This is a genomic window from Hymenobacter persicinus (genome assembly GCF_004167665.1).
Lineage (GTDB): Bacteria > Bacteroidota > Bacteroidia > Cytophagales > Hymenobacteraceae > Hymenobacter > Hymenobacter persicinus.
The window spans coordinates 52,559-74,487 of sequence record NZ_SEWE01000010.1 but is presented as its reverse complement, the minus strand read 5'-3'; the positions used below and the strand labels follow the sequence as shown (position 1 = coordinate 74,487).

Genomic DNA, 21,929 nt, shown 5'->3' with positions numbered 1-21,929 from the left:
TGCAATATTGAAGGATTATTTCGGCGAACAGCGCTTATCTTTTCAAGATACCTCTACCCTTTTATGTTAGCCAATTACGGATTCAAGCTTCGCCACATTTTTTTCCCCCTGCTGTTAGTCACCGCGTCGTTTGTACTGCTGTTTGGCGGACTGTTCTGGCTGCTGGTCCTGCACTTGGGGTGGGTTGATTTAAACCAGGAAACTCGCTTCTGGGTGTTTTTCGCGCTGGGCGGAATCATTGCCTTTCTGGGACTGCGAGGTCCGCTTCGCCTACTGAGAAGAGGATCCGATGACCGATGGACTACCCTGTTCTACCTGGTACCCGCCGGTATGCTGACGTTTGGGGCGCTGTCTATAGCCAATTATCTAACCCAGGCCACCGGTGAGCTTGCTTCCTTGGCAACGCCTGCCGAGTCCCGGCAACACCCCACGGCCCGCTTCTATACCATCCGGCAGCTGTACGTGCACAAAGCTGGCGCCAGCGTTTATCCGCAGGCTACTCCCGTCGGCAAGAACAACGAAAAAATACAGCTCGACCTTTACGTTGCTTGCCCGTTGCTGGCGACGGCCGCCGATACTGCGCAGCGGGCAGCACCGCTCTGGCTGGGCTGGCACGAGACGGAATTCATTTCTTCCCAACTGACTACGGCGGAAAAGGAAACGCGCTACCAGGAATTCATGCGGCGCTCCGAAGCGGCCTTCAACGCTGCCGACTTGTCGCACTTTAGCTATCTGGCCCTGGCCACGGCGGCCGACGACCACAACGAATTCCAGCAGGCTGTGGGCCGTAATCAGCGCTACCAGGCATCGGCGGCTCCGGTAGTTGTGCTGCCCCAAACGCAGAGCTTTGCCACGCGCGCCCAGGCTCCGCTGGGGAAGCTAGGCTGGGCGCTAACTGTGGGGTTAGGTCTGTATTTGCTTATGCTCGTATTTCCTGAGGTTTCCTCCGTGGAAGTTCTGCGGCGCACCGACACCAACGCCGAGCCCGAGCCCGGACTGTGGACCGAGCTGAAGCCCTACGTGTGGCCCCGGCAAGGCTACGCCCTTACGCCTTTGCTGCTCGGCACCAATGGGTTGGTATTTCTGGTCATGGTTTTTGCCGGGCTGGGCGTGATGCACTTCCGCAGCCAGGACCTACTGGCTTGGGGCGCCCTGCACGGCTCCAAGCTGGTAGCTGGAGAATGGTGGCGGCTGCTGACCAGCATTTTTGTCCACGGCGGCATTATGCACGTTACCTACAATCTGGTGGCGCTGGGCCTGATTGGCTGGGCGCTGGAGCGCGCCATCGGCACCACCCGGCTGGCCTTGCTTTATTTTCTTGGCGGCCTGGGGGCCAGCCTAGCCAGCGCGTGGTGGCATCCCGACATAGTCTCTATCGGCGCTTCGGGGGCTATTTTTGGGCTGTTCGGCGGCGGATTGGTCCTGGCTTTCAGCCACCGGGTACCGTCCGAAGCCCGGGGCATAATCCTTATTTTTACGGTCCTCTACGGCATTGTCGGGTTGCTGCTGGGCTTTTTATATCCTAATACCGACAATGCGGCGCATCTGGGCGGTTTGGGCACCGGCCTGCTGCTCGGGGGCCTACTAATCTTCACGCTGCCGCAGCAGCCCGCGGCAGCGGCCGTTGAGTAAAAGCGGCGTATAGCGCCCCTGATTTTCTTTCCGGCTGACACTTTTCAACCAAGGCCCTTTTGTCTATTCAATCCCAGTCTCCAATGCTTACCGCTCCCCCTCCCCCGGCCGCCGTCGTCACCGATTCCTTTCTTTCCCAGATGGCCCGGGAACTGGTGAGCCGCTATGCCCCCGAGGACCTCTCGGAGCTGGTCGTCGTCGTGCCCACGCGCCGGGCGGTGGTGTACCTGAAAAATGAGCTGGCCATGGCTACCGGGGCCGGCGAGGCGCTGTGGAGCCCGCGGGTGGCGGCCATGGAAGACTACACGGTGGAGCTGGCCGGCGTGCAGATTGAGGAGCCCATTACCCTGCAGCTGCTGCTCTTCGACATCCTGCGCGACATCGACCGCAGCCTCGACTTCGACCGGTTCGTGGGCTGGTCGGGCCTGCTGCTCCAGGACTTTTCCAACCTCGACCAGAACCTGGCCCAGCCCGCCAAGGTGTTTGAGTACCTCTCCCAGGCCAAGGCCCTGGAGCGCTGGGAGCTGGCCGAGGCGCCCTCGCCCCAGTCGATGACGGGGGCCTACTTCAAGTTTTGGGACGACCTGGAAAAGGTGTACAGGGAGCTGCGTAAGCGAATGCTCGCCGAACATATTGCCTACCCCGGCCTAGCCTACCGTCTGGCGGTGGAAAAGCTCACGGCCTGCCTCACACAAGAGGAGGAGGTGCCCCAGCACGTGTTTCTGGGGTTGGGCTACCTGTCGCGGGCCGAGGAAAAGCTGATTCAGCTCCTGCTCAAGGAACGGCGCGCCGAGGTGCGCTTCGACGGCGACGCCTTTTACATGGATGCCGACTCGCCCAACCGCGCCGGCCAGCACCTGCGTCGCTACCGCCAGCGCTGGGAGCTGCCCAACGAGGTATTTGGCGGCCCCGCCAACCTGCTGCGGGGGCTGGAGCGGGAAGTGCGCTTCGTGGGCGTGGCCAACGCCAGCATGCAGGGCAAGGTGGCCGGGCAGCTGCTCACCGAAGCCCGGCAACGGAACCCCACCGGCACCGTGGCCATCGTGCTGCCCGACGAAACCCTGCTGCTGCCCGTGCTGCACGGCCTGCCCCCCACCGTAGCGCCCGACTACAACGTGACCATGGGCCTGAGCTTCCAGAGCACCCCGCTGTTCAACCTGGTGGATCTGCTCTTCGAAGTGCACCTGACCGGCATCCGGGAGGGCGCCGATGGGCAGGACTACGGCGTGCCGCGCTACCACCACCTGGCCGTGACCAAGCTGCTGGGCCACCCGTTTCTGCGCCGCTTCCAGCTCTGGCTCAACCGCCAGCCCGACCAGCCCCAGTACCACGGCCTGCTCGACAAGGTGTGCCGCGAAATTGTGCGCCGCAATGCCGTGCTGCTGCCCGCCACCGAGCTCGAGGAGCTCGGCCAGCACCACCCGCTCATTGAGGCCCTGTTCAAAACCTGGGACACCTGCGACGACATCATTGCCGCCTGCTACACGCTCATCAACCTGCTCAAGCAGGTGTACCAGGACCAGCACTCGGCCATCGAGGCGGAGTACCTGTACCTGTTTTTTACCCTGGTCAAGCGGCTCGATTCGGTGTTCGACTGCCGGGAGCAGCGCCTGTCGGTGCGCTCCTTCCGCCGGTTTCTCTACGACCAGATGACCAGCACCCGCCTGCCCTTCAGCGGGGAGCCCATTGCCGACGTGCAGGTGATGGGCCTGCTCGAAACCCGGGCCCTGGACTTCGACCACGTCATCATTCTGAGCTGCAACGAAAACGTGCTGCCGGCCCCCAAGCGCCACGGCTCCCTGTTTCCCTACGACGTGCTGCGCGAATTCCGCCTGCCCACCTACGCCGACCACGAGGCGGCCACGGCCTACACGTTCTGGCGCCTGCTCCAGCGGGCCCGCCACGTCGATTTAGTGCACGTGCTGCCCGGAGCCGAAGGTACCCGCACCGGGGAACGGAGCCGCTTCCTACTCCAGCTCGAGCACGATCTGGCCCCGCAGAACCCTAACCTGACCTTGCGTGACCTGACGGCCGCCGTGGTGGAGGACGAGGCCGTCACGGACGGGTACGAAGGGGATTTGGTGCTGGAAAAAGACGCCGAAATGCTGGCGGCCCTGCGCACTCGGCTCGAAAACGGCCTCTCGCCTTCCGCCCTGAACGAGTACCTCAAGTGCAGCTTGCGCTTTTACTTCAACCGCTTGGCCAAGTTCAGCGAAAACGATGAAGTAGAAGAGCAGCTCGGCGCCGACGGCTTCGGCACGGCCGTGCACAAGGCCCTGGAAATGCTGTTTCTGCCCTTCGCCGAGGACAGCCGGGAGCTCACGGCCGCCGATATTCCGGGTCTGCTGCAGCGCGTGCCCCAGGAAGTGGCCGCGGCCCTCTGGCAGGCCGAGCAGGAGCGCCACGCCCGCCCCGACGAGGGCCTCAACCACGTGCTGGGGCAAGTGGCCGAGCAGCTCGTGCGCCGCTACCTCGAAAGCCTGCCCAACCAGCCCGGCCTGCTGCCCCTGCGCATCAAGGGCCTTGAAACCAAGCTCCACGCCACGGTCTTTGTGCGCCTCGACGACGGCAGCACCCTCAACCTGCGCCTGATTGGCACCGCCGACCGCCTCGACGAGCTGTCCGACGGCCGCCTGCGCGTGGTCGACTACAAAACCGGCATGGTGCGAGCCGCCGAGCTGCGCCTCAACAGCAAGGGCGACGCCCCCGCGGCCCGGGAAAAGCTCCTGCTCGATGCCGACTCCGGGCCCGAAAAAGTGCGGCAGCTCTGGCTCTACCGCTACATGCTCGAAAGCCAGAGCCGCCCCGCCGCCGACGCGGCCATCCTGTCCTTGCGCAGCATCAACGAGGGCCTGCTCACGGCCGACATGGCCTTTGTCACGGCCGACGGCCAGTCGTTTACCCAGGCCAGTGAGGAGCTTATCGGAGAGCTGGCCCGCCGCATCCTCGACCCGCAGGAGCCCATCCGTAAAACCGACGATTTGCGCCGCTGCGAATATTGCCCGTACCGCGGCATCTGCGCCCGGTAAAATTGTCTAGCTCCCCGGCGCCGGACCCGATTACGTTTTTCCGCTGCTTATCTTCAGCAGCCCCCGCATTTTTTTCACTTCTTCTTTTCGTCGTTTTCGGCGTAATCACTTCTCCTTTTCACTTCCTCACTCCCCCCAATTACCATGGACGAATTCATGCAGGCCGCCATCGACGAAGCACGCTTAGGGCGTAAAGAAGGCGGTATTCCCATCGGCTCGGTGCTCGTACGCAACGGCCAGATCGTGGCCAAGGGTCACAACAAGCGCGTGCAGGAGTTGAACCCCATCAAGCACGGCGAAATGGATTGCCTCAACAATGCCGGCCGCCAGCGCACCTACCGCGACACGGTTATTTACAGCACCCTGATGCCCTGTTTTATGTGCGCCGGCACCATTGTGCAATTTAAAATTCCGAAGGTTATCGTGGGCGAGTCGCGCACCTTTGATGGCGCCCGCGAATTTATGGAAAGCCACGGCGTGGAAGTTGTCGACCTCGACCTGGACGAGTGCGTGCAGATGATGGAGGAATTTATCGAAGCCGAGCCCACCCTCTGGAACGAGGATATCATGGAGCTCTAACGTTCGTATTGCGGACCTGCACGCTGAGCAGACAGTCGGAGCGGCAACCATTATTCGCTCGGCTGACTTCGCCTTTTACCGGCAAACTAAAATAGCTCAGCTAGCCAGACCAGCCCGGAATTATTGACGGCCAAAAATAAAGAAGCCCCCGCCAATTGCTTGACGGGGGCTTCTTTATTAAAAAAGCAGGGCGTTAGGCCGCCGACTGATCTTTTCTCGGCCGGCCCCGACGGGCGCCGGTGCCATTGGTGCTGGCGGCGCGGGGCTTACGCTCCTTGCGCTCAGGCGTATAATCCGGGGCCAGCAGGGCGTTCAGCTCGTCGAGCGCCGTGCGCACTTTGTCCATGCTCTTGCGAACCTGGTTCAGTACGAGTTCGTTGTCTTCAGCGCTTTTCAGAAGCTGCTGCAATTTGTTCAAATCTGCTGTTGCCATGGTAGGGTGTGTTTGTAGAGAGTGTGTGTTGGGTACTGTTGCGACAAAGAAAACATGAATTTTCTTATGATTAACAAGTGGCGTATAAATCGGAGTAATTTTTAATTGCAAAAAACGTATTGAAGCGAAAAATCCCTCGCAAAAACCCAACCTTATTTTCGCTTTTAGCCGTGCACTTTTGCCTGATAAAGCTGGGTTGTATTTCTTTTTACCCGGCCACTGCTTAGTCTTGGCGCTCCGAAGCCGACCGGGTTCGGCCAACAATTCCTGCCGTACTTTTACGGTATGGCAACTTTGTTCGCGTCCAAGAAATGTCCCCATTGCCGGCAGTGGTCCGCGTGGCAGCAGCAGGCCACTGACTGCTGCGAGTACTGCGGCGAGCTGCTGGACCCGGCGGCCCAGCGCCGGGCGGCCGAGCAGGAGGAAATTGCCAACCAGCCGGTGCCGCAGTTTATGCTCATCGACATCAAGCCGACGGACGGCCCATTACTACGCTTTTTCAAGTACCTCGTGCGGGGCGGACAACTGGCCTTCGCGGCCATTATGGCCTTTTTTCTCTGGTTTGTCACCGTGCTGGCGGGCTAGCGCACATGCTACCCCGTGAGTTTCGGCACCCTTTGTTCGTGGCGGGCGTGGCCGCCTACGGACTCGTGCAGTTCAACCGCTTCGTCGTGCCCGGACTGCTGCTGCCCCTGCTCACGTCCTACCTCGCCGATTTAGTTTGTCTGCCCCTGGAGCTGACGGTGGCACTGGTGGGGCTGCGCCGGCTTTACTTTCGCCGCCCCGGTTTCGTGCTGCCCACCGCCTGGATTTTTAGCACCTGGGTGGTTACTGCACTCTGGTTTGAGCTGGCACTGCCCCACCTGCAGCCCAGTGCCACCGCCGACCCGCTCGACGTGGTGGCTTACGCCCTCGGAGCCTTGGCTTTTGGGGGCTGGCTCAACCGCCCCGCCTAGGGGTCCCGAACCCCAGGGTGGCGGCAGACCGTACACGAAAGCGGATGCTGCCCCTCCCGTTTGTCCCGGGCACTCACGTAATCATACCGTATGCTACAGGATTTGAGCCGCGTATTATTCTCGTACTGGGAACAGTTTATTTACCTTTTACCCAAGCTCTTCGTGGGCCTGATCGTGCTGGGGTTGGCCCTGCTGGTAGCCACCCGCCTGAGCGCACTACTGGGCGGCAAGCTCCGCGCCCGTTCCCACGATTTGCTCCTGGCTGATTTTCTGACCCGCTTTAGCAAGTGGGCCCTGCTGCTGGTAGGCGTGGTAGTGGCCATGCAGGTGGTGGGCCTTTCGGGCATGGTCAGCGGCGTGCTGGCCGGCGCGGGCCTATCGGCGTTTATTGTGGGCTTTGCGCTCAAGGACATTGCCGAAAACTTCCTGGCCGGCGTGGTGCTGGCTTTCAACCGCCCTTTCCGCATTCACGACACGGTGCAGGTCAAGGACTTGCTGGGCCGGGTGGAGGCGCTGAACCTGCGCACCACGGTCATCAAGACCTTCGATGGCAAGGATATCTTCATTCCCAACGCCGTGGTGCTGCGCGAGCCCCTGACCAACTTCACCCTCGACGGCCACATCCGGCAGGACTTCGTGGTGAGCGTTGACCTGGGCGACGCGGGCGAGTCTCAGCAGTTGTCGGATCTGCTGCTGCGCTACGTGCAGGCCAATGCCAAAGTAGAAAACCAGGAAGGCCACCGGCCCTACGTGGTGCTGGAGAAGTCGGTGGGCAGCACCGTGGACCTGCACGTGTACTTCTGGACCCTGGCCGAGGACTACCGCCGCGGCACGCTGGAGCTCAAAAGTGAGTTGATGCAGGGCATCGGGGCCATGCTGGCTTCGGCTGGCTACACGCCCCCCAAAACCATGCAGTAGGCGCGATTTTTGCGTTTCCGTGGCCGGTTAATACCCCTTTTTCAGTATCATGCGTTGAGGTAGCGGAGCAAGCTCCCCCCTGGCCCGGAACGGGCTGCCCGCCATTGCCTAGTCCATGTCCAGAAACTACCTTCATCGGCTACTGAGTCCCCTGTTGCTGTGGCGGTTGCGCCACGTCAACGACCGGGTCTACCTGATTCTGGTAAGCGTGCTGGTGGGGGCCTTGGCGGGCCTGGCGGCGGTGGCCATCAAAACCTCAGTGCACGAGGTCCAGACCTTGCTCTACGCCTGGGTGCCCGAGCAGGACCGGGTGTTTGCCCTGTTTCTCTACCCCATCATCGGTATTGCCCTCACGGTCATTTTCACCCGCTACGTGCTGGGTGGCACCCTGAGCCGGGGCATTGGCCCCATTATCTACAACATTGCCCGGCAGAGCAGCGTGGTGCCGCGCAGCAAGCTTTACTCCCAGCTTATCACTTCGTTTCTGACCGTTTCGTTCGGGGGGTCGGCGGGGCTGGAAGCGCCCATTTCGGTGACGGGCTCGGCCCTGGGCTCCAACCTGGGCCGCATCCTGCGCGTGGGCCAGCGCGAGCGGCGCCTGCTGGTGGGCTGCGGGGCGGCAGCGGGCGTGGCGGCCATCTTCAACAGCCCCATTGCGGGCGTGCTGTTCGCCGTCGAGGTGATTCTGTCGGAGCTGTCGGCGCCGTTTTTCATTCCCCTGCTGATTTCCTCGGCCACGGCCACCGTAGTTTCCAAAGCCCTGTACGCCGGGCAGCCCTTCGTGCTCATCACCAACAGCTGGCCGGTGCAGGGCATCCCGTTTTACCTGCTGCTGGGGCTGTTTACGGCGCTGCTGTCGGTGTACATGATCCGAATCTACTTCTGGGCCGACAAGTTCTTTGAGCGCTGGCACGGCACGTTCCGCAAGGTAGTGCTGGGCGGCTTCGGGTTGGGCATCATGGTGTTCTTTTTCCCCCCGCTCTACGGCGAGGGCTACAACATCGTGCAGCTGCTGCTCAGCGGGCAGCCCGAAAACCTGGTCGACAACTCCATCTTCTCGGTGTACCGCGACGAAAACGTGTGGACCCTGCTGGCCGTGGCGGCCGCCAGTATGCTGCTCAAGGTGTTTGCTACCTGCATCACGGTGGGCGCGGGCGGCAACGGGGGCATGTTCGGCTCCTCCCTGTTTGCCGGGGCATTGATGGGCTTTATTGCCGCCCGCATCATCAACCTGAGCGGAGTCTACCCGGTGTCGGAGGTGCATTTTATCGTGCTGGGCATGGCCGGCACGCTGGCGGGCGTGATTCACGCCCCGCTGACGGCCATCTTCCTGATTGCGGAAATCACCGGCGGCTACGCCCTGTTTGTGCCCCTGATGGTGGTAGCCTCGAGCTCTTACCTGATTACCCGCTACTTCGAGCCCTACTCGGTGTATACCCGCAAGCTCGTCACGCGCGGGGTGCACATGCACGCCGACCGGGACCGGGGCCTGCTGGCCCAGCTCGACCCACTGTCGCTGGTGCAGACCGACTACGTGCCGGTGCACCCCGACAGCACCCTGGGCGAGCTGGTCACCGTGTTTCGCCACGCCCACCGCAACCTGTTTCCGGTGGTTGACGACGACGGGCAACTGCTGGGCATCATCACGCTCGACACCGTGCGCGACGCCCTCTTCGACGACGAGCACTACAACACCACCCGGGTGCGGGACCTGATGACCCCGCCCCCGGCCGTGGTCAACCCCGACGACATGATGCTGGACACGCTGCGCTGCATGGAGCAGCTCAACGTCTACGCCCTGCCCGTGGCCAACGCCGGCCGCTATGTGGGCTTTATCCGCAAATCCGCCATCCTGAGCAGCTACCGCCGCCAGTTACTGAAGGAGACGGAATAGGTGTTGTCAGTTGCTAGTTGTTCGTAGTTAGTTGTCAGTTGTCAGCATCGTTCAACGGCCCGGCAACGAACAACTAACAACTAACAACTAATCAACTCAGTACTCCCCCAGCTCGGGTTCTTTCGGGGCCAGCAGCAGGCCGACCATCATCAGCACGCCGGTGAGCAGGATGACGATAAAGAGGATGTTTTCGCTGATTTCGCCGATGGAGTGCTGGCGGGGAATGCTGAAAAACAGCAGCACCGTAATCAGGCCCTTGGGAGCAATGAACAGTTCGGGAATGAGGTCGGTGCGGGCCACGAAGCGCAGATACACGTAGCGGATGGCCGTGAGCACGGCCACAATCAGTACGCCCTGGATGAGCAGCGTGGCGCTGATCAGGCTGCTGATGGTGATGGAAAAGCCGAAGAGCAGGAAAAAAAAGGTGCGAATCAGGAAGGCCGACTCGGCGGTAATGGTCTTGAGCTGGTGCAGCTCACTGGCCAGCCGCTCGGGCCGAAACCAGCGCTGCAGCGGCCCTTTGAGAAACAGCTCGGCATTGTTGACGGCCAAGCCGAACACCAGCACCACGAGCAGGGAGGACAGGTGAAGCTTCTTGGCCAGGCTGTAGATCAGAATCAGAAAGGCGAAAATCAGGAAGAACTTGATGTGCAGCCGGATCCGGTCGAGCAAAAAAGCCAGCACCGCCGTGCTGACGACGGCCACCAGTACCACGGCTACCACGTCGCGGGAGAAGGTGACGACGGAAATGCCCTGGGCGAAATTGTCCTGCAGCGCAAAGTTGAAGAACATAATGCCTAGGATGTCGGAAAACGTGCTTTCGTAGACAATAAACTCCTGCTTTTCCCCCCACAGGTTGGCCACGCTGGGAATGGCAATGGCGCTGCTAATCACGGCCAGGGGCACGGCGTTGACCAGGCAGGTTTGCAGCGGAGCGCCCACGTAGGCCCGCAGCAGCAGGGCAATGGCCACGGCCTGCACGATGAGCATCAGCGCGGCTGCCACGAAGGAGCGCCGAATCAGCGGGGCCTTCTCCCGGCTGATTTTCAAATCCATGGCGCCTTCCAGCACAATCATAATCAGGCCGATGATGCCGAAAATTTCCAGCACCACCTGCGGAATGCGCACCACCGTGTCGGTGTAGTCGGCAGCTTGGCGCAGGGCAATGCCGGTGAGCAGCAGCATGAGCACCGAGGGAATCTTGGTGGCCCGCGCGGCCAGGTCGAACAGATAGGATAGAATGACGGCCATGCTCAGCCCGATCAGAATGGTATACGGCCCCATAGATGCTGGTTTGGTGCAGAAATCAACTCGGCTATACGGCTGCCGTAGCCATTGCGCCGGACTAGCCGCCTATTTGGGGTATGGTCCGGGCTGGGTCGGCACTGCTGGCGCGCGTACCTTGCAGCCTCTTTAGCCGCTGCTTATGTCTTTATTCGTTGCCGTTGTCGGGGGTGGACCGGCCGGGCTGCTGGCTGCCCAGCACCTGGCTGAAGCCGGGTACCGGGTCCGGGTCTACGAGGCCCAGGCCACGGTGGGCCGCAAGTTTCTGGTGGCCGGACACGGGGGGTTTAATCTGACCAACGCCGAGCCGCAGCCCGGCTTCGCAACCCGCTACGGCCTCCACCAAGGCCGGTTTGCCCGCTTCCTGACGGACTTCTCCCCCGACAACCTGCGCCAGTGGGTGACCAGCCTGGGACTGGATACCTTCGTGGGCACCAGCGGCCGGGTGTTTCCCACGGCCGACTACAAGCCCGCTCAACTGCTGCGCGCCTGGCTCACGCGCCTGCACGAGTTGGGCGTGGAAGTGCACGTGCGCCACCGCTGGCTGGGTTTTTCGGCCACTGGCCTACGGATGCGCAACGAGGCTACCGGGCAGGAAACCGAGCTGCAACCAGCCGCCACGGTGCTGGCCCTGGGCGGGGCGAGCTGGGCCAAGACCGGCTCCGACGGACAGTGGGTGGCGGCCCTAGCCGCCGTCGGGGTGGGCAGCGCACCGTTTGCGCCCTCCAACTGCGGGGCGGAAGTGGCGTGGTCGACTTTTTTCCGGGAGAAAATCGGGCGCGTCCCCCTCAAAAACATTGCCCTGAGTTGCGACGAAACTACGGTGCGGGGCGAGCTGATGCTGACCGACTACGGGCTGGAAGGCACGCCGGTCTACGCCCTCACGCCCGCGCTGCGGACGGCGTTGGCCGTTTCAGCCCCGGCTCCGCTCGTGCTCAACCTCAAGCCCGACCTGACGCCGGAACAGCTGGTGCAGAAACTGCGCAAGCCCCGGGGCGGCAAGTCGTTGGCCGTTTTTCTGGAGCAGCAGCTGCGCCTGGGCCGGCCCGTACCGACGCTGCTGCGCGAGCTGGCCCCGGCCGAAGCCACCGCCTCGGCGGAAGCACTAACCCAGCTACTCCAGCACCTGCCAATTCCCGTAACGGGGCTGCGGCCCTTGGACGAGGCCATTTCCACAGCCGGCGGCGTCGACTGGGCGGCGGTAGACGAACACCTGATGCTGCGGCCGCGGCCGGGAGTTTTTGTGGCCGGTGAAATGCTCGACTGGGAAGCTCCCACGGGCGGCTATCTGCTTCAGGGCTGCTTCAGCACTGGGGCTGCCGCCGCCCGGGGCGTGCGGCAATGGCTGGAAAGTTGGTAGCGGTCGGCCCCAAAAAAGCCCACCCGGGTGCAGGCAGGCGTTTATTAAAGAAGGAGCAAATGACTTATTCCGGCTCCCGGAGCCGGACGCTGCGGGCCTCGGCGGCGGCCAGAATTTCCTTGGCCTGGGCTAGGGCCTGCTCTCCCCCGTCCATTTCCTTGCGGTAGAGCAGGGCAAACAAGAGGAAAAACGAGACAATCGGGAGCACCCAGCCCAGGGCAAACCACAGCCAGAACGAGCGGCCGTAGCTGTAGGCGCAATACCCCGTGGTGAGGGGTAAAAACGACATGGCGCAGGCAAGGGCCAGGATGATATCGATAAACATGGCGGGCGGCGGCTGGAATATCTAAGTTACACCCGCCGCCGCCCATTCGCAAGCCGGAACGCGGGTTTCTCCCCACTAACCGCGCCGGCAGGGCGTTGTTGGGCTTACCGGCCCGGAATCTTGTGCGGGCCGACGACCACCTTCCGCCGCGTTTTCCCGTACCTTCCGGTTCACGCCCTTCCTCCCCGTTCGTTTGCCCCGCCCCGAATTGCCCATGTGGGACCACCAAAGCCTGTTTCGCGTCACGGCCCAGCTTTTTGCCGATGGTGTTTTTAATTTGCTCGACCGAAATCTGAAGCCCGAGGTTTTCCTGCTGGGCCTGGCCTCGGCCCGTGAAACCGACGAGCCCCAGGCCGTCGTCATTGAGCCCCCCACCCACCGCTACAAGCCCGCGGACTTTGCCGACGTCAAGGCCCGGGCCGCGAGCCTGGAGCCCGACGGCCCCCGCGACGTGGTCTATCACCTGCACCCCACCGACCACGACCGGTTCGAGAAGCTGCGCTGGTACGATTTGATGCGCTCGGCCACCGAGCAGCTTCTCAACGGACTGATTGAGCGCCACCAGGAGGACCGGCTGAGCTTTTGCTCCCTGCCCGTGAGCTTGAACGGCTACCTGGTGGTGGTCGTGCTCCAGCTCTCGGCCGAAACGTTCCAGAGCTACTACTCCCTGCCGCCCCAGGTCGGCATGCGCTCCAGCTCCTTGCTGTCGGCGGCGGTGCAGGAGTTTCTGCAGGACTGCTCCCGGGCCCTGCGCGAAACCGACACCGACGACGACCGGCCGGTGCTGGACCGCGACTACAACGAGGTGCTGCGGGCCGCCGGGCGCCGGTTTATGCTGCGTCCCGCCGCCGGCAACCACGGCCTCTACGATGCCTGCAACGGTGTGGCGGCCCTGCGCCACGAGGGCGACGAAGGCGTGGGCACCATGCTCGTCGCCCGGCGCCACCACCCCGCCGTGGTGCCCGTGCTGACGCTCGAAACCCCCATCACCCTGCGCGACCACCGCTCCATTCGTAAGCTACTGGAGCTCAGTGAGGGCCGCACGTCCCTGATTACCGACGCGGCCAACGTCTTCGGCCTGGGCCACTTGGTCGAGCCCAGCGACCCGCACTACGAGCCGCTGTTCACGGTCCACTTCACCAAGCACTACAGCTGGGAGCTCAGCCACAGCGGCAACGTGATGATGAAGGTGGTCACCAACACCCCCCGCCTGCCTCAGGGCCGCGTGGACGAGGAAAACTTTGCCCGGGCCATCAACCACGTATTTCCCACCGTCGATGCGGCGGGCATTGCGTACTTGTGGGAGCTCACGCTCAAGGCTACTAAGCAAACCAACGGTACCATCCTGGTGATATCGGAAGGTGCCGCCCAGGAAGCCGTGCGCCTCACCCGGCAGTGCTTCCGTGTCACGCCCCGCATCATGACGCCCTCGGTGCTGCGGCTGGTGACCAACATCGACGGAGCCGTGTTCATTGACCCGTCGGGTATCTGCTATGCCATCGGGGCCATCCTCGACGGCCTGGCTACCGAAAAGGGTGACTCCTCCCGCGGCTCCCGCTACAACTCCGCTCTGCGCTACGTGGAAAGCAGCCACTACGCCTGCATGGCCATCGTAGTCAGCGAAGACGGCCTGATTGACCTGCTCCCTCCGGTAAGGCGGTGAGGTAGTGAACTGGTGAGTTCATCTCCTGTCATTGCGAGGAGGCACGACATTTCGCGCCTCAAGCGGCGGCAATGCCTTATTCTATCTACACTAAAAAGCCCCGACGTTCGCGCAACGTCGGGGCTTCTTGGTCAACAGGGTTTGTGGCGTTTCAAATGACGGATTGCTTCGCCTTGCTCGCCATGCCAAGCAGGACACCAGCCCCAGCGGAACGGCAATTCACCACTTCACTACTCCACCATTTCACCGCTTTACCCATTCACCGAGTTCATCATGGCGGCGGGGTAGCGGGGGCCGGCGGCGGCATTGACGGGCGCTACTTCGTCGATCTGGCGCAGCTCGGCGGCCGTGAGCTGAACCTGCAGGGCACCCAGGTTTTCTTCCAGGTACTTCACCCGTTTGGTACCGGGAATGGGCACCACATCCTGGCCCTGGGCCAGCACCCAGGCCAAGGCCAGCTGCCCGGCGGTGCAGCCTTTCTGGGCGGCAATGTCGCGGATGCGGGCTACCAGGTCGAGGTTGCGCTGGAAGTTTTCGCCCTGAAAGCGCGGCGTGTGGCGGCGGTAATCGTCGGGCGCCAGGTCCTCGAAGCGCTGAATCTGGCCCGTCAGAAAGCCCCGGCCCAGCGGACTGTAGGGTACGAAACCCACGCCCAGCTCCCGAATGGCAGGCAAAATCTCGTCTTCGGGCTCCCGGCTCCAGAGCGAATACTCGGTTTGCAGGGCCGCAATGGGATGCACGGCGCAGGCCCGGCGCACCGTGTCGGCGGCAGCTTCGCTCAAACCCAGGTAGCGCACTTTACCTTCCTTGACCAGCTCGGCCATGGCTCCCACAGTTTCCTCAATGGGCGTCGCGGGGTCGACGCGGTGCTGGTAGTAGAGGTCGATATAGTCGGTGCCCAGGCGCTTGAGGCTGGCTTCGCAGGCCTGACGCACGTACTCGGGTCGGCCGCTGATGCCGCGCTTGGTGGGGTCGTTGGGGTCGCGCAGGATGCCGAACTTGGTGGCCAGCACAATTTGGTCGCGCCGGTCGCGGAAGGCCCGGCTCACGAGCTCCTCGTTTTTAAAGGGGCCGTACATGTCGGCGGTGTCGAAAAACGTGACGCCCAGCTCCAGGGCCCGGTGCAGGGTGCGGGTGCTTTCGGCATCGTCGGGCTGCCCGTAGAAGTCGGACATGCCCATGCAGCCCAGGCCCAGGGCGGAGACGCGCAGGCCGGAGCGGCCCAGAATTCTGGTTTCCATAGCAAAACAGTTTTTTAGGTGGTAGAAAGAACGGGAAGACAACAACCGTCGCAGGCGCCAAGTGGTTGGCAGGCTTCCCTACGATTTTCCGGCCTTGGTCGGTCGGCCGTTTGCCCGCGGCCCGCGTTTAAGACGAAAAAAACTCTCCCATGCAGCCCGTTCGCAATCAGCCCACCCCGCCCGCTTCCGCTTCCTTCGATACCGATGAGCGCCTGCGCTGGGTGGAGCGCGTGGCCCGCCTCATGGACAGCCAGTTTCAGCTGCCCGGCACCCGGTTCCGCTTCGGCCTCGACCCGCTGCTGGGGCTGATTCCGGTTATCGGCGACCTGTCCACATTTGCCGTGTCCGGAGCTTTGTTGCTGACCATGATGCGCCACGGAGCCAGCGGCGCGGTGGTCGTGCGCATGGCCCTCAACATCCTTATCGACACCATCGTGGGAGCTGTGCCGATTCTGGGCAACCTGTTCGATTTCGCCTACAAGAGCAACGAGAAGAATGTTAGGCTTTTAAAAGACCATTATGCTACTGGTAAGCACACAGGATCAGGCAAGGGATTAATAGTACTGATATTCAGCATTTTATTCGTTGTAATTGGTCTGATTTCGTGGGGTGGAATCGTTGCTTTAAAGGCTCTGTATCACTACCTCCAATAAGCCAACTTATACATGCTTTATACAGTATCAGAGACTTTGTTATCTTTGTGTATCAACTCGCTTTCAGCCAGATACACCAACTTAACAAAGTGCAAAATGGGAAAGATTAGCTTCAAGCCGCGTACGAACACGAATGGTACAATTGGTGTCAGCATCAACTACAGTCATAAAGCGCACATAGATAAGGTACCATTTCAAAAGAAAGTATCTGGTGTAACCATAGCTCCAAACGAGTTCAACAAGACAACCGGACGCGTTATAAATAGGAAAGATGCTGGTGAGTTGAACAAGCTAATCCAAGCTCTATTGTCAGACGTTGAGTATTGCTTAGCTGAATGTGAAAGGAATGGTGTAGAGCCGTTCAAGCGTAACTTAGATACTGAATACGAGAAGTTACAGCACCTCAAAACATTAGCCCCAGCCGCTAAGAAGATACTAGGTCGTACTCTTGATATGTTGCGTTCTGAGTTAGCTGAGCTAGAAAAGCAAGTAACACTAAAGAAACTTGAAATAGAGCAAGAAGAGAAAGATCAAGGCGTACATGTATCTAAGCTATTCACTTCTCACATTGATTCATTCTTAAAAGAGAACACAACACTGAAACCAAGTAGCATTAAGAACTACACTAGCCTAAAGTCTATTATAGAAAATTGGAAACCAACATTAAATATCACTGATATTAACAAGACGTTGTTAAACAATTTCAGAGAATACTTAACCACCAATAAAGATACAAGAGTCATTGACCATGAAGCAATGTCAATAGAGAAGGAAATTAATCCAGAGTTCAACGACATTATTTACATAAAAGGAATGCGCAATAGCTCTGTCAGAGAATTGTTACAGAAAATGAAGATTGTCTATTACTTCTATGCTGATAAGTTCGGTTATGACATTAGCTCAGTTAAGAAATGGAAATCCGGCTTGAAGAAAGTACAGAATGACAAAGTAGTATTTCTAAGCAAGGATGAATTAGAAGCTGTTACTCACATGCCAACAGAAACGGATCAAGAACTTATTCACCGTGATTTCTATGTATTCATGGCAAATACCGGACTTAGATTTGTTGATGCACTGAAAGTAAGAAAGCATCATATACAAGAAATTGATGGCGGCTTGAAGATTAAGATACTACAAGAGAAAACAACTAAGATGGTAGAAGTACCAGTAACCGCTGACGCGCTAAGAGTCTTAGAGTTTCACAACTATAACTTCGCTTTTGATAAGGAAACAGGCACAGGTATTAAGTACACTGCACAAGTTGGTTACTTTATGAACAAGATGATGAAACGAGCTGATATCGGCTGCTACACGCTAATCAGAACCAACTTTAAGAACAACGTTGGGAAGGAGGATAACACCAAACTCAAAAGAGAATTGATCTTGAGCCATACAGCGAGAAAAACATTTATCAATAAGAGCCTGAATGATGGAATGAAAATAACAGCAATCAAGAACATTGTTGGTCACTCAGAATTGGATATGATTATGAATGTCTATGGTGATGGTTCGCTTAACACAGATGAAATGAGCAAAGCGGGCTGGGTTATGCCAACAGAGTCATCAACCAGCAAAATGAAAATAGCATAGCCTTACAGACACTCAGCAGCAAAAGAGCCACTAGCAGTGGCTCTTTTTTATGCCCGCTATCGTCTTGTTTAGGTATTGTATCAACTATGCTTGCGTCGTAAATAAGATCACACCTAATCTTCACAAATTACAAATGATTAATACCACAATGAAGTTAGCTTAAACATACAATCCGTCTAAATATGATAGCCGCTGTAGTAGGTCGTAGTGAAAAGCATATTGTTCAACACAAAGAAGCCCGATTAGGTCTACTAATCGGGCTATCCTACAAGTCATGATGGTGTTATTTACCCTTGCCAGCTTTCTTACTGGTTGATTCAATAGTCGACGCTAACGCTGCTGTGTCGCTAGCTGTATCACCGGCTGCTGTTGCCTGAATGCCTTCAAGCATAGCCTGCGTACCACCAGCTTCTTTCTTACGACGTCCACGAGGCTTACCAGAATAAGGCTTCTTCTGCTTCGGTTCAACACCACCATCGAGAATGGCAATTGCATCTCCTACCGCTACATCCAGATTCTGAACGGCTGATTGAATACGGTTGAGAGCCTTACGCAGCTCTTTGGAAGTTGCCTCTGATTTACTAGCAAGATCAAGAACCTGCTGAAACTGCGCTACATCAAGTGCCATTGGCGAACGGTTTAATTGGTTTTGTTTAATACCGAGACAAATCAGCAATAAAATACTCTAAAAACCTAGCAATTATTTTTTCATACACAGAAGAAAATCTGCCGTTGTTTAGGAATCAATTGGGTTACTTTCAATACTAGGATTCAGACCACGCATATTGGACTCCTGTTTGATCAGAGTAAGCACTTCATTGATATTTTGCTTTTCGCAGATTACAGAATCATGAATGGTGAGCGCGAAGATGTCTTGCAGCAAGTACTTGCCTTAGTCTAACTCATGGAACTTAAGCCGAAACGTCGGATCCCCAAGCTGGTCGTGTTTACAGTTCGGACAGAGAAATACGTTATTGAATGCAAACCATATCAAATCATCTACGGTCGGCTCTATTTGCGCCTGACAACTGGTACATGTATAAATGAGGTCAGGTATCAGTTCGGCTAACAGATCGTTAAAGGAGTTTTTTTCCTCTCTTTCCGCTAAACCGGAAACCCCGCGAAATACTTGATGCACTATAATTCGGCGGTATGCTCTTACCCGCTTATGATCAATCTGTTCGGGTAATAAGCCGAATACGATTTCGTCAATAACGGTTACAGCATAGAACAATAGGTATGGGAGTTTAGCATAGTAGAACTTCCAATATTTTTCATAATCCTCAGTCGTAGAGTACACAAAGTTAAGTTCTTGATCAGGAGTCGTATAACGCTTGTCCGTAGTAACAATGTGCAGGGCTTGGTTCGTTATCCAGTTTAAACCATCCTTGGTTCCTTTATCATATCGTAGCTGATATAAATGTGTAGCATCAAATACAAAGTTCATCGGTGCTTTATCTACAGCTTTCTCTATGATGGCTTTGTATACAGCCTCCCCCCCTATAAGATGGGTCATATGAACGTATATTGCCTTTCGCATAATACCTGTCATAATAGCCATTCTTATCAAGAAATATTTCTTCAAATATTAGTAATTCATCAACAATTGGTTTCCGCAGCAGCGCAAAGCCGACACCGAATTTAGCAGACTTGATTGCGTTAACTGATTCACTCAGGAACTCAACGAAATCTCCTAGAACAGACATGAATACGTGTTTGATAATAATTGTTGACACCAGATCGTATTTACCTTGATCAGCTAATAAGTCTATAATGTGCTTGGCATCTTTATTATCCTCTTGCCAAGTTACATCTTGTGAAATACCAGTAGTATTCAGACCTTTGTAGGTATCAAGCAATAAGATTTCTACTAACTGACCTATGTAAACATCCACTATGTTCTGAGCAATGTGGTATTCTTCTGGTAGGCAGATTGCGGCGCTTGTATTCTTTAGCACCATAAGTAGGAATCCGATATGGTCATTGAATTATATTTCATTACTGCAATAGTGGTGTGAACAAAAGTCGGCGGGAATGTTATGCTCTGTCCTTACCCTTGAGATGACGCCCTGTAGCAAAGAGGCTGATGAGCCAAAACATGATCATTTTACTTGATTCATGGCACAACAACGCACATCAGGAGCATATTCGCGTTGCCAACCGCTCTGCCAGATCTTCAATATCATTACGACGAGCCAGTATTCCCAACCAACTGTCTGGAATGTCTTGTTCACCGTACGCAAGCGCTGCGAGCCCTCCTGCGACCGCCGCCGTGGTATCGGTATCAAACCCCAGATTCACCGCCGCCAAAACTGTAGCAGCGTACGTCTCTTGACGCAACAGGCACCAGAGCGATGCTTCGAGGGTGTGGACAATGTAACCGCCCGATTCAATCGCGCCCTCAGGAAGCTCGCCTAATTTTCCATCCAATATGCGAGAGAAGTGGACTTCCTCTTTCTTCAAACGCTTGCTCAGCGAAGGAATGAATGTGCGGCACACTTCGGCGTATGCGTCTTGGCACGACCTGCCATGAAGTAGCTGGTTTGCAATCTCTAGATAAAGGCAACACGCGAAGATGGAACGGGGATGGCGGTGCGTGACACTAGCGACCCTTTCTGTTAATGCTTGCCGTTCATCTGGGCTTCCGTTTTGCCACAAGGGATGGATAAGCAAGGGCAGGATTCTCATTATGGAGCCATTCCCGTTGTCGAACTCCTCATTCCCACCTGCTCTTTCCGCAGGAGATCCTCTTTCCAGCCGCTCAATGGCAGCTCTGGTTGCGATACCTATGTCAAATACCGAATCGGCTGCCCAGTAATTATACCGAAGCCAGTTGGTGAAACGGTTGCCCAAATCAGTGAGGTCCACGCGCTGCGATCCCGAAGCGCATAGACTCTCGGCAAGACAGGCGGTAAGGGAAAAATCATCAGAAAATGTGCCGGGAGGCTGGTTGAAGGTGCCATAGCCACGGATGCCAACAACGGGATCGAGCTGGCGCTCGGTACGGTCCTCAAACTCAACGGGAACTCCCATAGAGTCCGCAATCGCGTGTCCAAGAAGTATACTACGACAAGCAGAAAGTATGTCCATCATTGTTGAATATATACTACAACAAAATAAATGTTAACCATGGCTTACTCAGGAATTTACATTGATACCTCGTTTTCTCACTTCGTGCCGGCAGAAATAAAAGGCGAACCTATTGGTCGCGCATCTACCACCCCAACTGAGGCATCTACGCTAACAACGATCTACCTTCAACGATATGGCTGCCTGCCCCGAGGCTCCAGCGAGATCACCCATATCGAGCACCAAGGAGGTGCATGGACAGTTGGGTTTCAAGGCATACCCCGGATCGCCATCTTTCTGAACGTGCTTTCTATTATGGAAAACGACCTCCTGCCACTGGATAAGGATTGCAGCTTTGATGTGGTATTTAATTTTCAGAAAGATGATCAACTAATAATGACTAGTGCATCTCCTTATTATATTCCAAACGGCAATACCTACTCTAATATTTTAACCTACTTGGAACGAACCCAACATATGTGTGAATAACAACACGCATAGTTGTGCCAGCCTTCAAGGTAAATTGTATTGATATACAGGTTCTCGCTTAGATCAGGTTAGGTTACAGCCGGCTCCACCTTGCCTCTTCTGAGCAACCTCTGTACTGCCGAATGATAAAAGAGTTTACCCCGGCGGGTTTTGAAACCGGCATCGTTTAGCTCAACAACTATCTGTTGTAGTGAATGCCCCTGCGCATGTAATAAGACCGAGAGCTTGCTGGCTTGCTTATTCTGTGTGTTCTCTTGAGCATTCCTCCTCCTTGTTGCTTCACCTTTGGTTCGTGCAGCAGCGGTTAGGTTTTGAGGTGAACCTAGCGTACAACCTCTGGCTTTCTTCGCCGCAAGTGCATCCTTTGTCCTCTTGCTGATGGTTTCGCGCTCGTGCTGCGCTATGACGGCGAACAGCCCTACGGTCAGCGAATTGGCATCAGGCATGTCGCAACACAGGAAAGTAACACCAGCATCGCGCAAGGCAAAGATGAACCCAGCGTTACGAGAGAGTCGGTCTAACTTGGCGATGAGCAGGGTCGCATTCTGACTCTGCGCTGCTGCAATGGCAGCATGTAGCTGTGGACGATGATCTTTCTTTCCACTTTCTATCTCAACAAACTCACCGAGTATATGTGCAGAATCCTTCACAAAAGAGTTGACTGCTGCTTTCTGCGCTTCTAACCCCAATCCTGAAGTGCCCTGCTTCTGGGTTGAAACGCGATAGTAAGTAATGAACTGGTTACGGTGATCAAGCATAATCTATGGGAAAGTATCCACAAGATACGAAACCGCGCATTATGTAAACGCTCGTT

The 21,929-nt window shown here is 57.1% G+C and carries 21 protein-coding genes; 12 read left to right on the top strand and 9 right to left on the bottom strand.

The features are described from left to right. The first annotated feature begins 63 nt into the window (after positions 1-63). The 3 genes from EWM57_RS06825 to EWM57_RS06815 all read left to right on the top strand — a co-directional run bounded on the left by EWM57_RS06825 (position 64) and on the right by EWM57_RS06815 (position 5,240). Complete coding sequence (locus tag EWM57_RS06825; protein WP_129920390.1) at positions 64-1,632, top strand: rhomboid family intramembrane serine protease; 1,569 nt, start codon at positions 64-66, stop codon at positions 1,630-1,632. Positions 1,633-1,715: 83 nt separating this feature from the next. Then, positions 1,716-4,661 (top strand): PD-(D/E)XK nuclease family protein, encoded by a 2,946-nt coding sequence (locus EWM57_RS06820; RefSeq protein WP_129920389.1) that lies wholly within the window; start codon positions 1,716-1,718, stop codon positions 4,659-4,661. A gap of 144 nt (positions 4,662-4,805) precedes the next feature. Continuing rightward, positions 4,806-5,240, top strand: coding sequence for a nucleoside deaminase (locus EWM57_RS06815; RefSeq protein ID WP_129920388.1), 435 nt, complete (start codon positions 4,806-4,808; stop codon positions 5,238-5,240). 193 nt (positions 5,241-5,433) lie between these two features. Here EWM57_RS06815 and EWM57_RS06810 read toward each other — a convergent pair whose 3' ends face one another. After that, on the bottom strand, positions 5,434-5,937 hold the full coding sequence (locus EWM57_RS06810) for a hypothetical protein (RefSeq protein WP_129920387.1): 504 nt from the start codon (positions 5,935-5,937) through the stop codon (positions 5,434-5,436). A 21-nt stretch (positions 5,938-5,958) separates the two neighbouring features. On the opposite strand from EWM57_RS06810, the gene EWM57_RS06805 reads away from it, so the two are divergent. The 4 genes from EWM57_RS06805 to EWM57_RS06790 all read left to right on the top strand — a co-directional run bounded on the left by EWM57_RS06805 (position 5,959) and on the right by EWM57_RS06790 (position 9,441). Next, positions 5,959-6,258: a hypothetical protein gene (locus EWM57_RS06805; protein ID WP_129920386.1), complete on the top strand. Its 300-nt coding sequence runs from the start codon at positions 5,959-5,961 to the stop codon at positions 6,256-6,258. Positions 6,259-6,263: 5 nt separating this feature from the next. Further along, positions 6,264-6,629: a hypothetical protein gene (locus EWM57_RS06800; RefSeq protein ID WP_129920385.1), complete on the top strand. Its 366-nt coding sequence runs from the start codon at positions 6,264-6,266 to the stop codon at positions 6,627-6,629. Between the two features lie 90 nt (positions 6,630-6,719). Further along, positions 6,720-7,547: a mechanosensitive ion channel family protein gene (locus tag EWM57_RS06795; protein WP_129920384.1), complete on the top strand. Its 828-nt coding sequence runs from the start codon at positions 6,720-6,722 to the stop codon at positions 7,545-7,547. Between the two features lie 115 nt (positions 7,548-7,662). After that, on the top strand, positions 7,663-9,441 hold the full coding sequence (locus EWM57_RS06790; protein WP_129920383.1) for a chloride channel protein: 1,779 nt from the start codon (positions 7,663-7,665) through the stop codon (positions 9,439-9,441). 96 nt (positions 9,442-9,537) lie between these two features. Here EWM57_RS06790 and EWM57_RS06785 read toward each other — a convergent pair whose 3' ends face one another. Beyond that, the gene (locus EWM57_RS06785; RefSeq protein WP_129920382.1) at positions 9,538-10,725 is read right to left on the bottom strand and encodes a cation:proton antiporter domain-containing protein; all 1,188 of its coding nucleotides are present in this window, start codon (positions 10,723-10,725) and stop codon (positions 9,538-9,540) included. 142 nt (positions 10,726-10,867) lie between these two features. Between EWM57_RS06785 and EWM57_RS06780 the strand changes: the two genes are divergently transcribed. Beyond that, positions 10,868-12,085, top strand: coding sequence for a BaiN/RdsA family NAD(P)/FAD-dependent oxidoreductase (locus tag EWM57_RS06780; RefSeq protein ID WP_129920381.1), 1,218 nt, complete (start codon positions 10,868-10,870; stop codon positions 12,083-12,085). Positions 12,086-12,149: 64 nt separating this feature from the next. Here the strand turns inward: EWM57_RS06780 and EWM57_RS06775 are convergent, their stop codons facing one another. After that, positions 12,150-12,410, bottom strand: a complete 261-nt coding sequence (locus tag EWM57_RS06775; protein ID WP_129920380.1) for a hypothetical protein — start codon at positions 12,408-12,410, stop codon at positions 12,150-12,152. A 193-nt stretch (positions 12,411-12,603) separates the two neighbouring features. On the opposite strand from EWM57_RS06775, the gene EWM57_RS06770 reads away from it, so the two are divergent. Further along, positions 12,604-14,073: a diadenylate cyclase gene (locus EWM57_RS06770; protein WP_129920379.1), complete on the top strand. Its 1,470-nt coding sequence runs from the start codon at positions 12,604-12,606 to the stop codon at positions 14,071-14,073. Between the two features lie 251 nt (positions 14,074-14,324). Here the strand turns inward: EWM57_RS06770 and EWM57_RS06765 are convergent, their stop codons facing one another. Then, entirely contained in the window at positions 14,325-15,314 is a 990-nt protein-coding gene (locus EWM57_RS06765) for an aldo/keto reductase (RefSeq protein WP_129920378.1), read from the bottom strand. Positions 15,315-15,463: 149 nt separating this feature from the next. Between EWM57_RS06765 and EWM57_RS06760 the strand changes: the two genes are divergently transcribed. Both EWM57_RS06760 and EWM57_RS06755 read left to right on the top strand, forming a co-directional pair. Then, positions 15,464-15,967 (top strand): DUF4112 domain-containing protein, encoded by a 504-nt coding sequence (locus EWM57_RS06760; protein WP_129920377.1) that lies wholly within the window; start codon positions 15,464-15,466, stop codon positions 15,965-15,967. Positions 15,968-16,063: 96 nt separating this feature from the next. Next, positions 16,064-17,557, top strand: a complete 1,494-nt coding sequence (locus tag EWM57_RS06755; protein WP_165370439.1) for a tyrosine-type recombinase/integrase — start codon at positions 16,064-16,066, stop codon at positions 17,555-17,557. 283 nt (positions 17,558-17,840) lie between these two features. On the opposite strand, the gene EWM57_RS06750 is transcribed toward EWM57_RS06755, so the two are convergent. From EWM57_RS06750 to EWM57_RS06735, 4 genes are all read right to left on the bottom strand, one after another. Continuing rightward, the gene (locus tag EWM57_RS06750) at positions 17,841-18,185 is read right to left on the bottom strand and encodes a hypothetical protein (protein WP_129920375.1); all 345 of its coding nucleotides are present in this window, start codon (positions 18,183-18,185) and stop codon (positions 17,841-17,843) included. A gap of 264 nt (positions 18,186-18,449) precedes the next feature. Then, positions 18,450-19,073, bottom strand: a complete 624-nt coding sequence (locus EWM57_RS06745) for an LIM domain-containing protein (RefSeq protein ID WP_129920374.1) — start codon at positions 19,071-19,073, stop codon at positions 18,450-18,452. Then, complete coding sequence (locus EWM57_RS06740) at positions 19,012-19,518, bottom strand: hypothetical protein (protein WP_129920373.1); 507 nt, start codon at positions 19,516-19,518, stop codon at positions 19,012-19,014. Before EWM57_RS06740 ends, EWM57_RS06745 begins: the two co-directional genes overlap by 62 nt. A gap of 175 nt (positions 19,519-19,693) precedes the next feature. Beyond that, positions 19,694-20,650: an ADP-ribosylglycohydrolase family protein gene (locus tag EWM57_RS06735; RefSeq protein WP_207218275.1), complete on the bottom strand. Its 957-nt coding sequence runs from the start codon at positions 20,648-20,650 to the stop codon at positions 19,694-19,696. Between the two features lie 36 nt (positions 20,651-20,686). On the opposite strand from EWM57_RS06735, the gene EWM57_RS06730 reads away from it, so the two are divergent. Next, a complete protein-coding gene (locus EWM57_RS06730) occupies positions 20,687-21,115 on the top strand; it encodes a hypothetical protein (RefSeq protein ID WP_129920372.1) in 429 nt (142 codons plus the stop codon). A 68-nt stretch (positions 21,116-21,183) separates the two neighbouring features. Here the strand turns inward: EWM57_RS06730 and EWM57_RS06725 are convergent, their stop codons facing one another. Further along, positions 21,184-21,873 carry a recombinase family protein gene (locus EWM57_RS06725; RefSeq protein ID WP_129920371.1) on the bottom strand — a complete coding sequence of 230 codons (690 nt, stop codon included), beginning with the start codon at positions 21,871-21,873 and terminating at the stop codon, positions 21,184-21,186. Between the last annotated feature and the right edge of the window lie 56 nt (positions 21,874-21,929).

Coding starts and splice junctions, on each gene's coding strand:
- EWM57_RS06825 (WP_129920390.1), top strand. CDS start 64: ATGTTAGCCAATTACGGATTCAAGCTTCGCCACATTTTTTTCCCCCTG.
- EWM57_RS06820 (WP_129920389.1), top strand. CDS start 1,716: ATGCTTACCGCTCCCCCTCCCCCGGCCGCCGTCGTCACCGATTCCTTT.
- EWM57_RS06780 (WP_129920381.1), top strand. CDS start 10,868: ATGTCTTTATTCGTTGCCGTTGTCGGGGGTGGACCGGCCGGGCTGCTG.
- EWM57_RS06765 (WP_129920378.1), bottom strand. CDS start 15,314: ATGGAAACCAGAATTCTGGGCCGCTCCGGCCTGCGCGTCTCCGCCCTG.
- EWM57_RS06775 (WP_129920380.1), bottom strand. CDS start 12,410: ATGTTTATCGATATCATCCTGGCCCTTGCCTGCGCCATGTCGTTTTTA.
- EWM57_RS06740 (WP_129920373.1), bottom strand. CDS start 19,518: ATGGTGCTAAAGAATACAAGCGCCGCAATCTGCCTACCAGAAGAATAC.
- EWM57_RS06805 (WP_129920386.1), top strand. CDS start 5,959: ATGGCAACTTTGTTCGCGTCCAAGAAATGTCCCCATTGCCGGCAGTGG.
- EWM57_RS06815 (WP_129920388.1), top strand. CDS start 4,806: ATGGACGAATTCATGCAGGCCGCCATCGACGAAGCACGCTTAGGGCGT.
- EWM57_RS06725 (WP_129920371.1), bottom strand. CDS start 21,873: ATGCTTGATCACCGTAACCAGTTCATTACTTACTATCGCGTTTCAACC.
- EWM57_RS06745 (WP_129920374.1), bottom strand. CDS start 19,073: ATGACCCATCTTATAGGGGGGGAGGCTGTATACAAAGCCATCATAGAG.
- EWM57_RS06800 (WP_129920385.1), top strand. CDS start 6,264: ATGCTACCCCGTGAGTTTCGGCACCCTTTGTTCGTGGCGGGCGTGGCC.
- EWM57_RS06785 (WP_129920382.1), bottom strand. CDS start 10,725: ATGGGGCCGTATACCATTCTGATCGGGCTGAGCATGGCCGTCATTCTA.
- EWM57_RS06790 (WP_129920383.1), top strand. CDS start 7,663: ATGTCCAGAAACTACCTTCATCGGCTACTGAGTCCCCTGTTGCTGTGG.
- EWM57_RS06755 (WP_165370439.1), top strand. CDS start 16,064: ATGGGAAAGATTAGCTTCAAGCCGCGTACGAACACGAATGGTACAATT.
- EWM57_RS06730 (WP_129920372.1), top strand. CDS start 20,687: ATGGCTTACTCAGGAATTTACATTGATACCTCGTTTTCTCACTTCGTG.
- EWM57_RS06735 (WP_207218275.1), bottom strand. CDS start 20,650: ATGATGGACATACTTTCTGCTTGTCGTAGTATACTTCTTGGACACGCG.
- EWM57_RS06795 (WP_129920384.1), top strand. CDS start 6,720: ATGCTACAGGATTTGAGCCGCGTATTATTCTCGTACTGGGAACAGTTT.
- EWM57_RS06760 (WP_129920377.1), top strand. CDS start 15,464: ATGCAGCCCGTTCGCAATCAGCCCACCCCGCCCGCTTCCGCTTCCTTC.
- EWM57_RS06750 (WP_129920375.1), bottom strand. CDS start 18,185: ATGGCACTTGATGTAGCGCAGTTTCAGCAGGTTCTTGATCTTGCTAGT.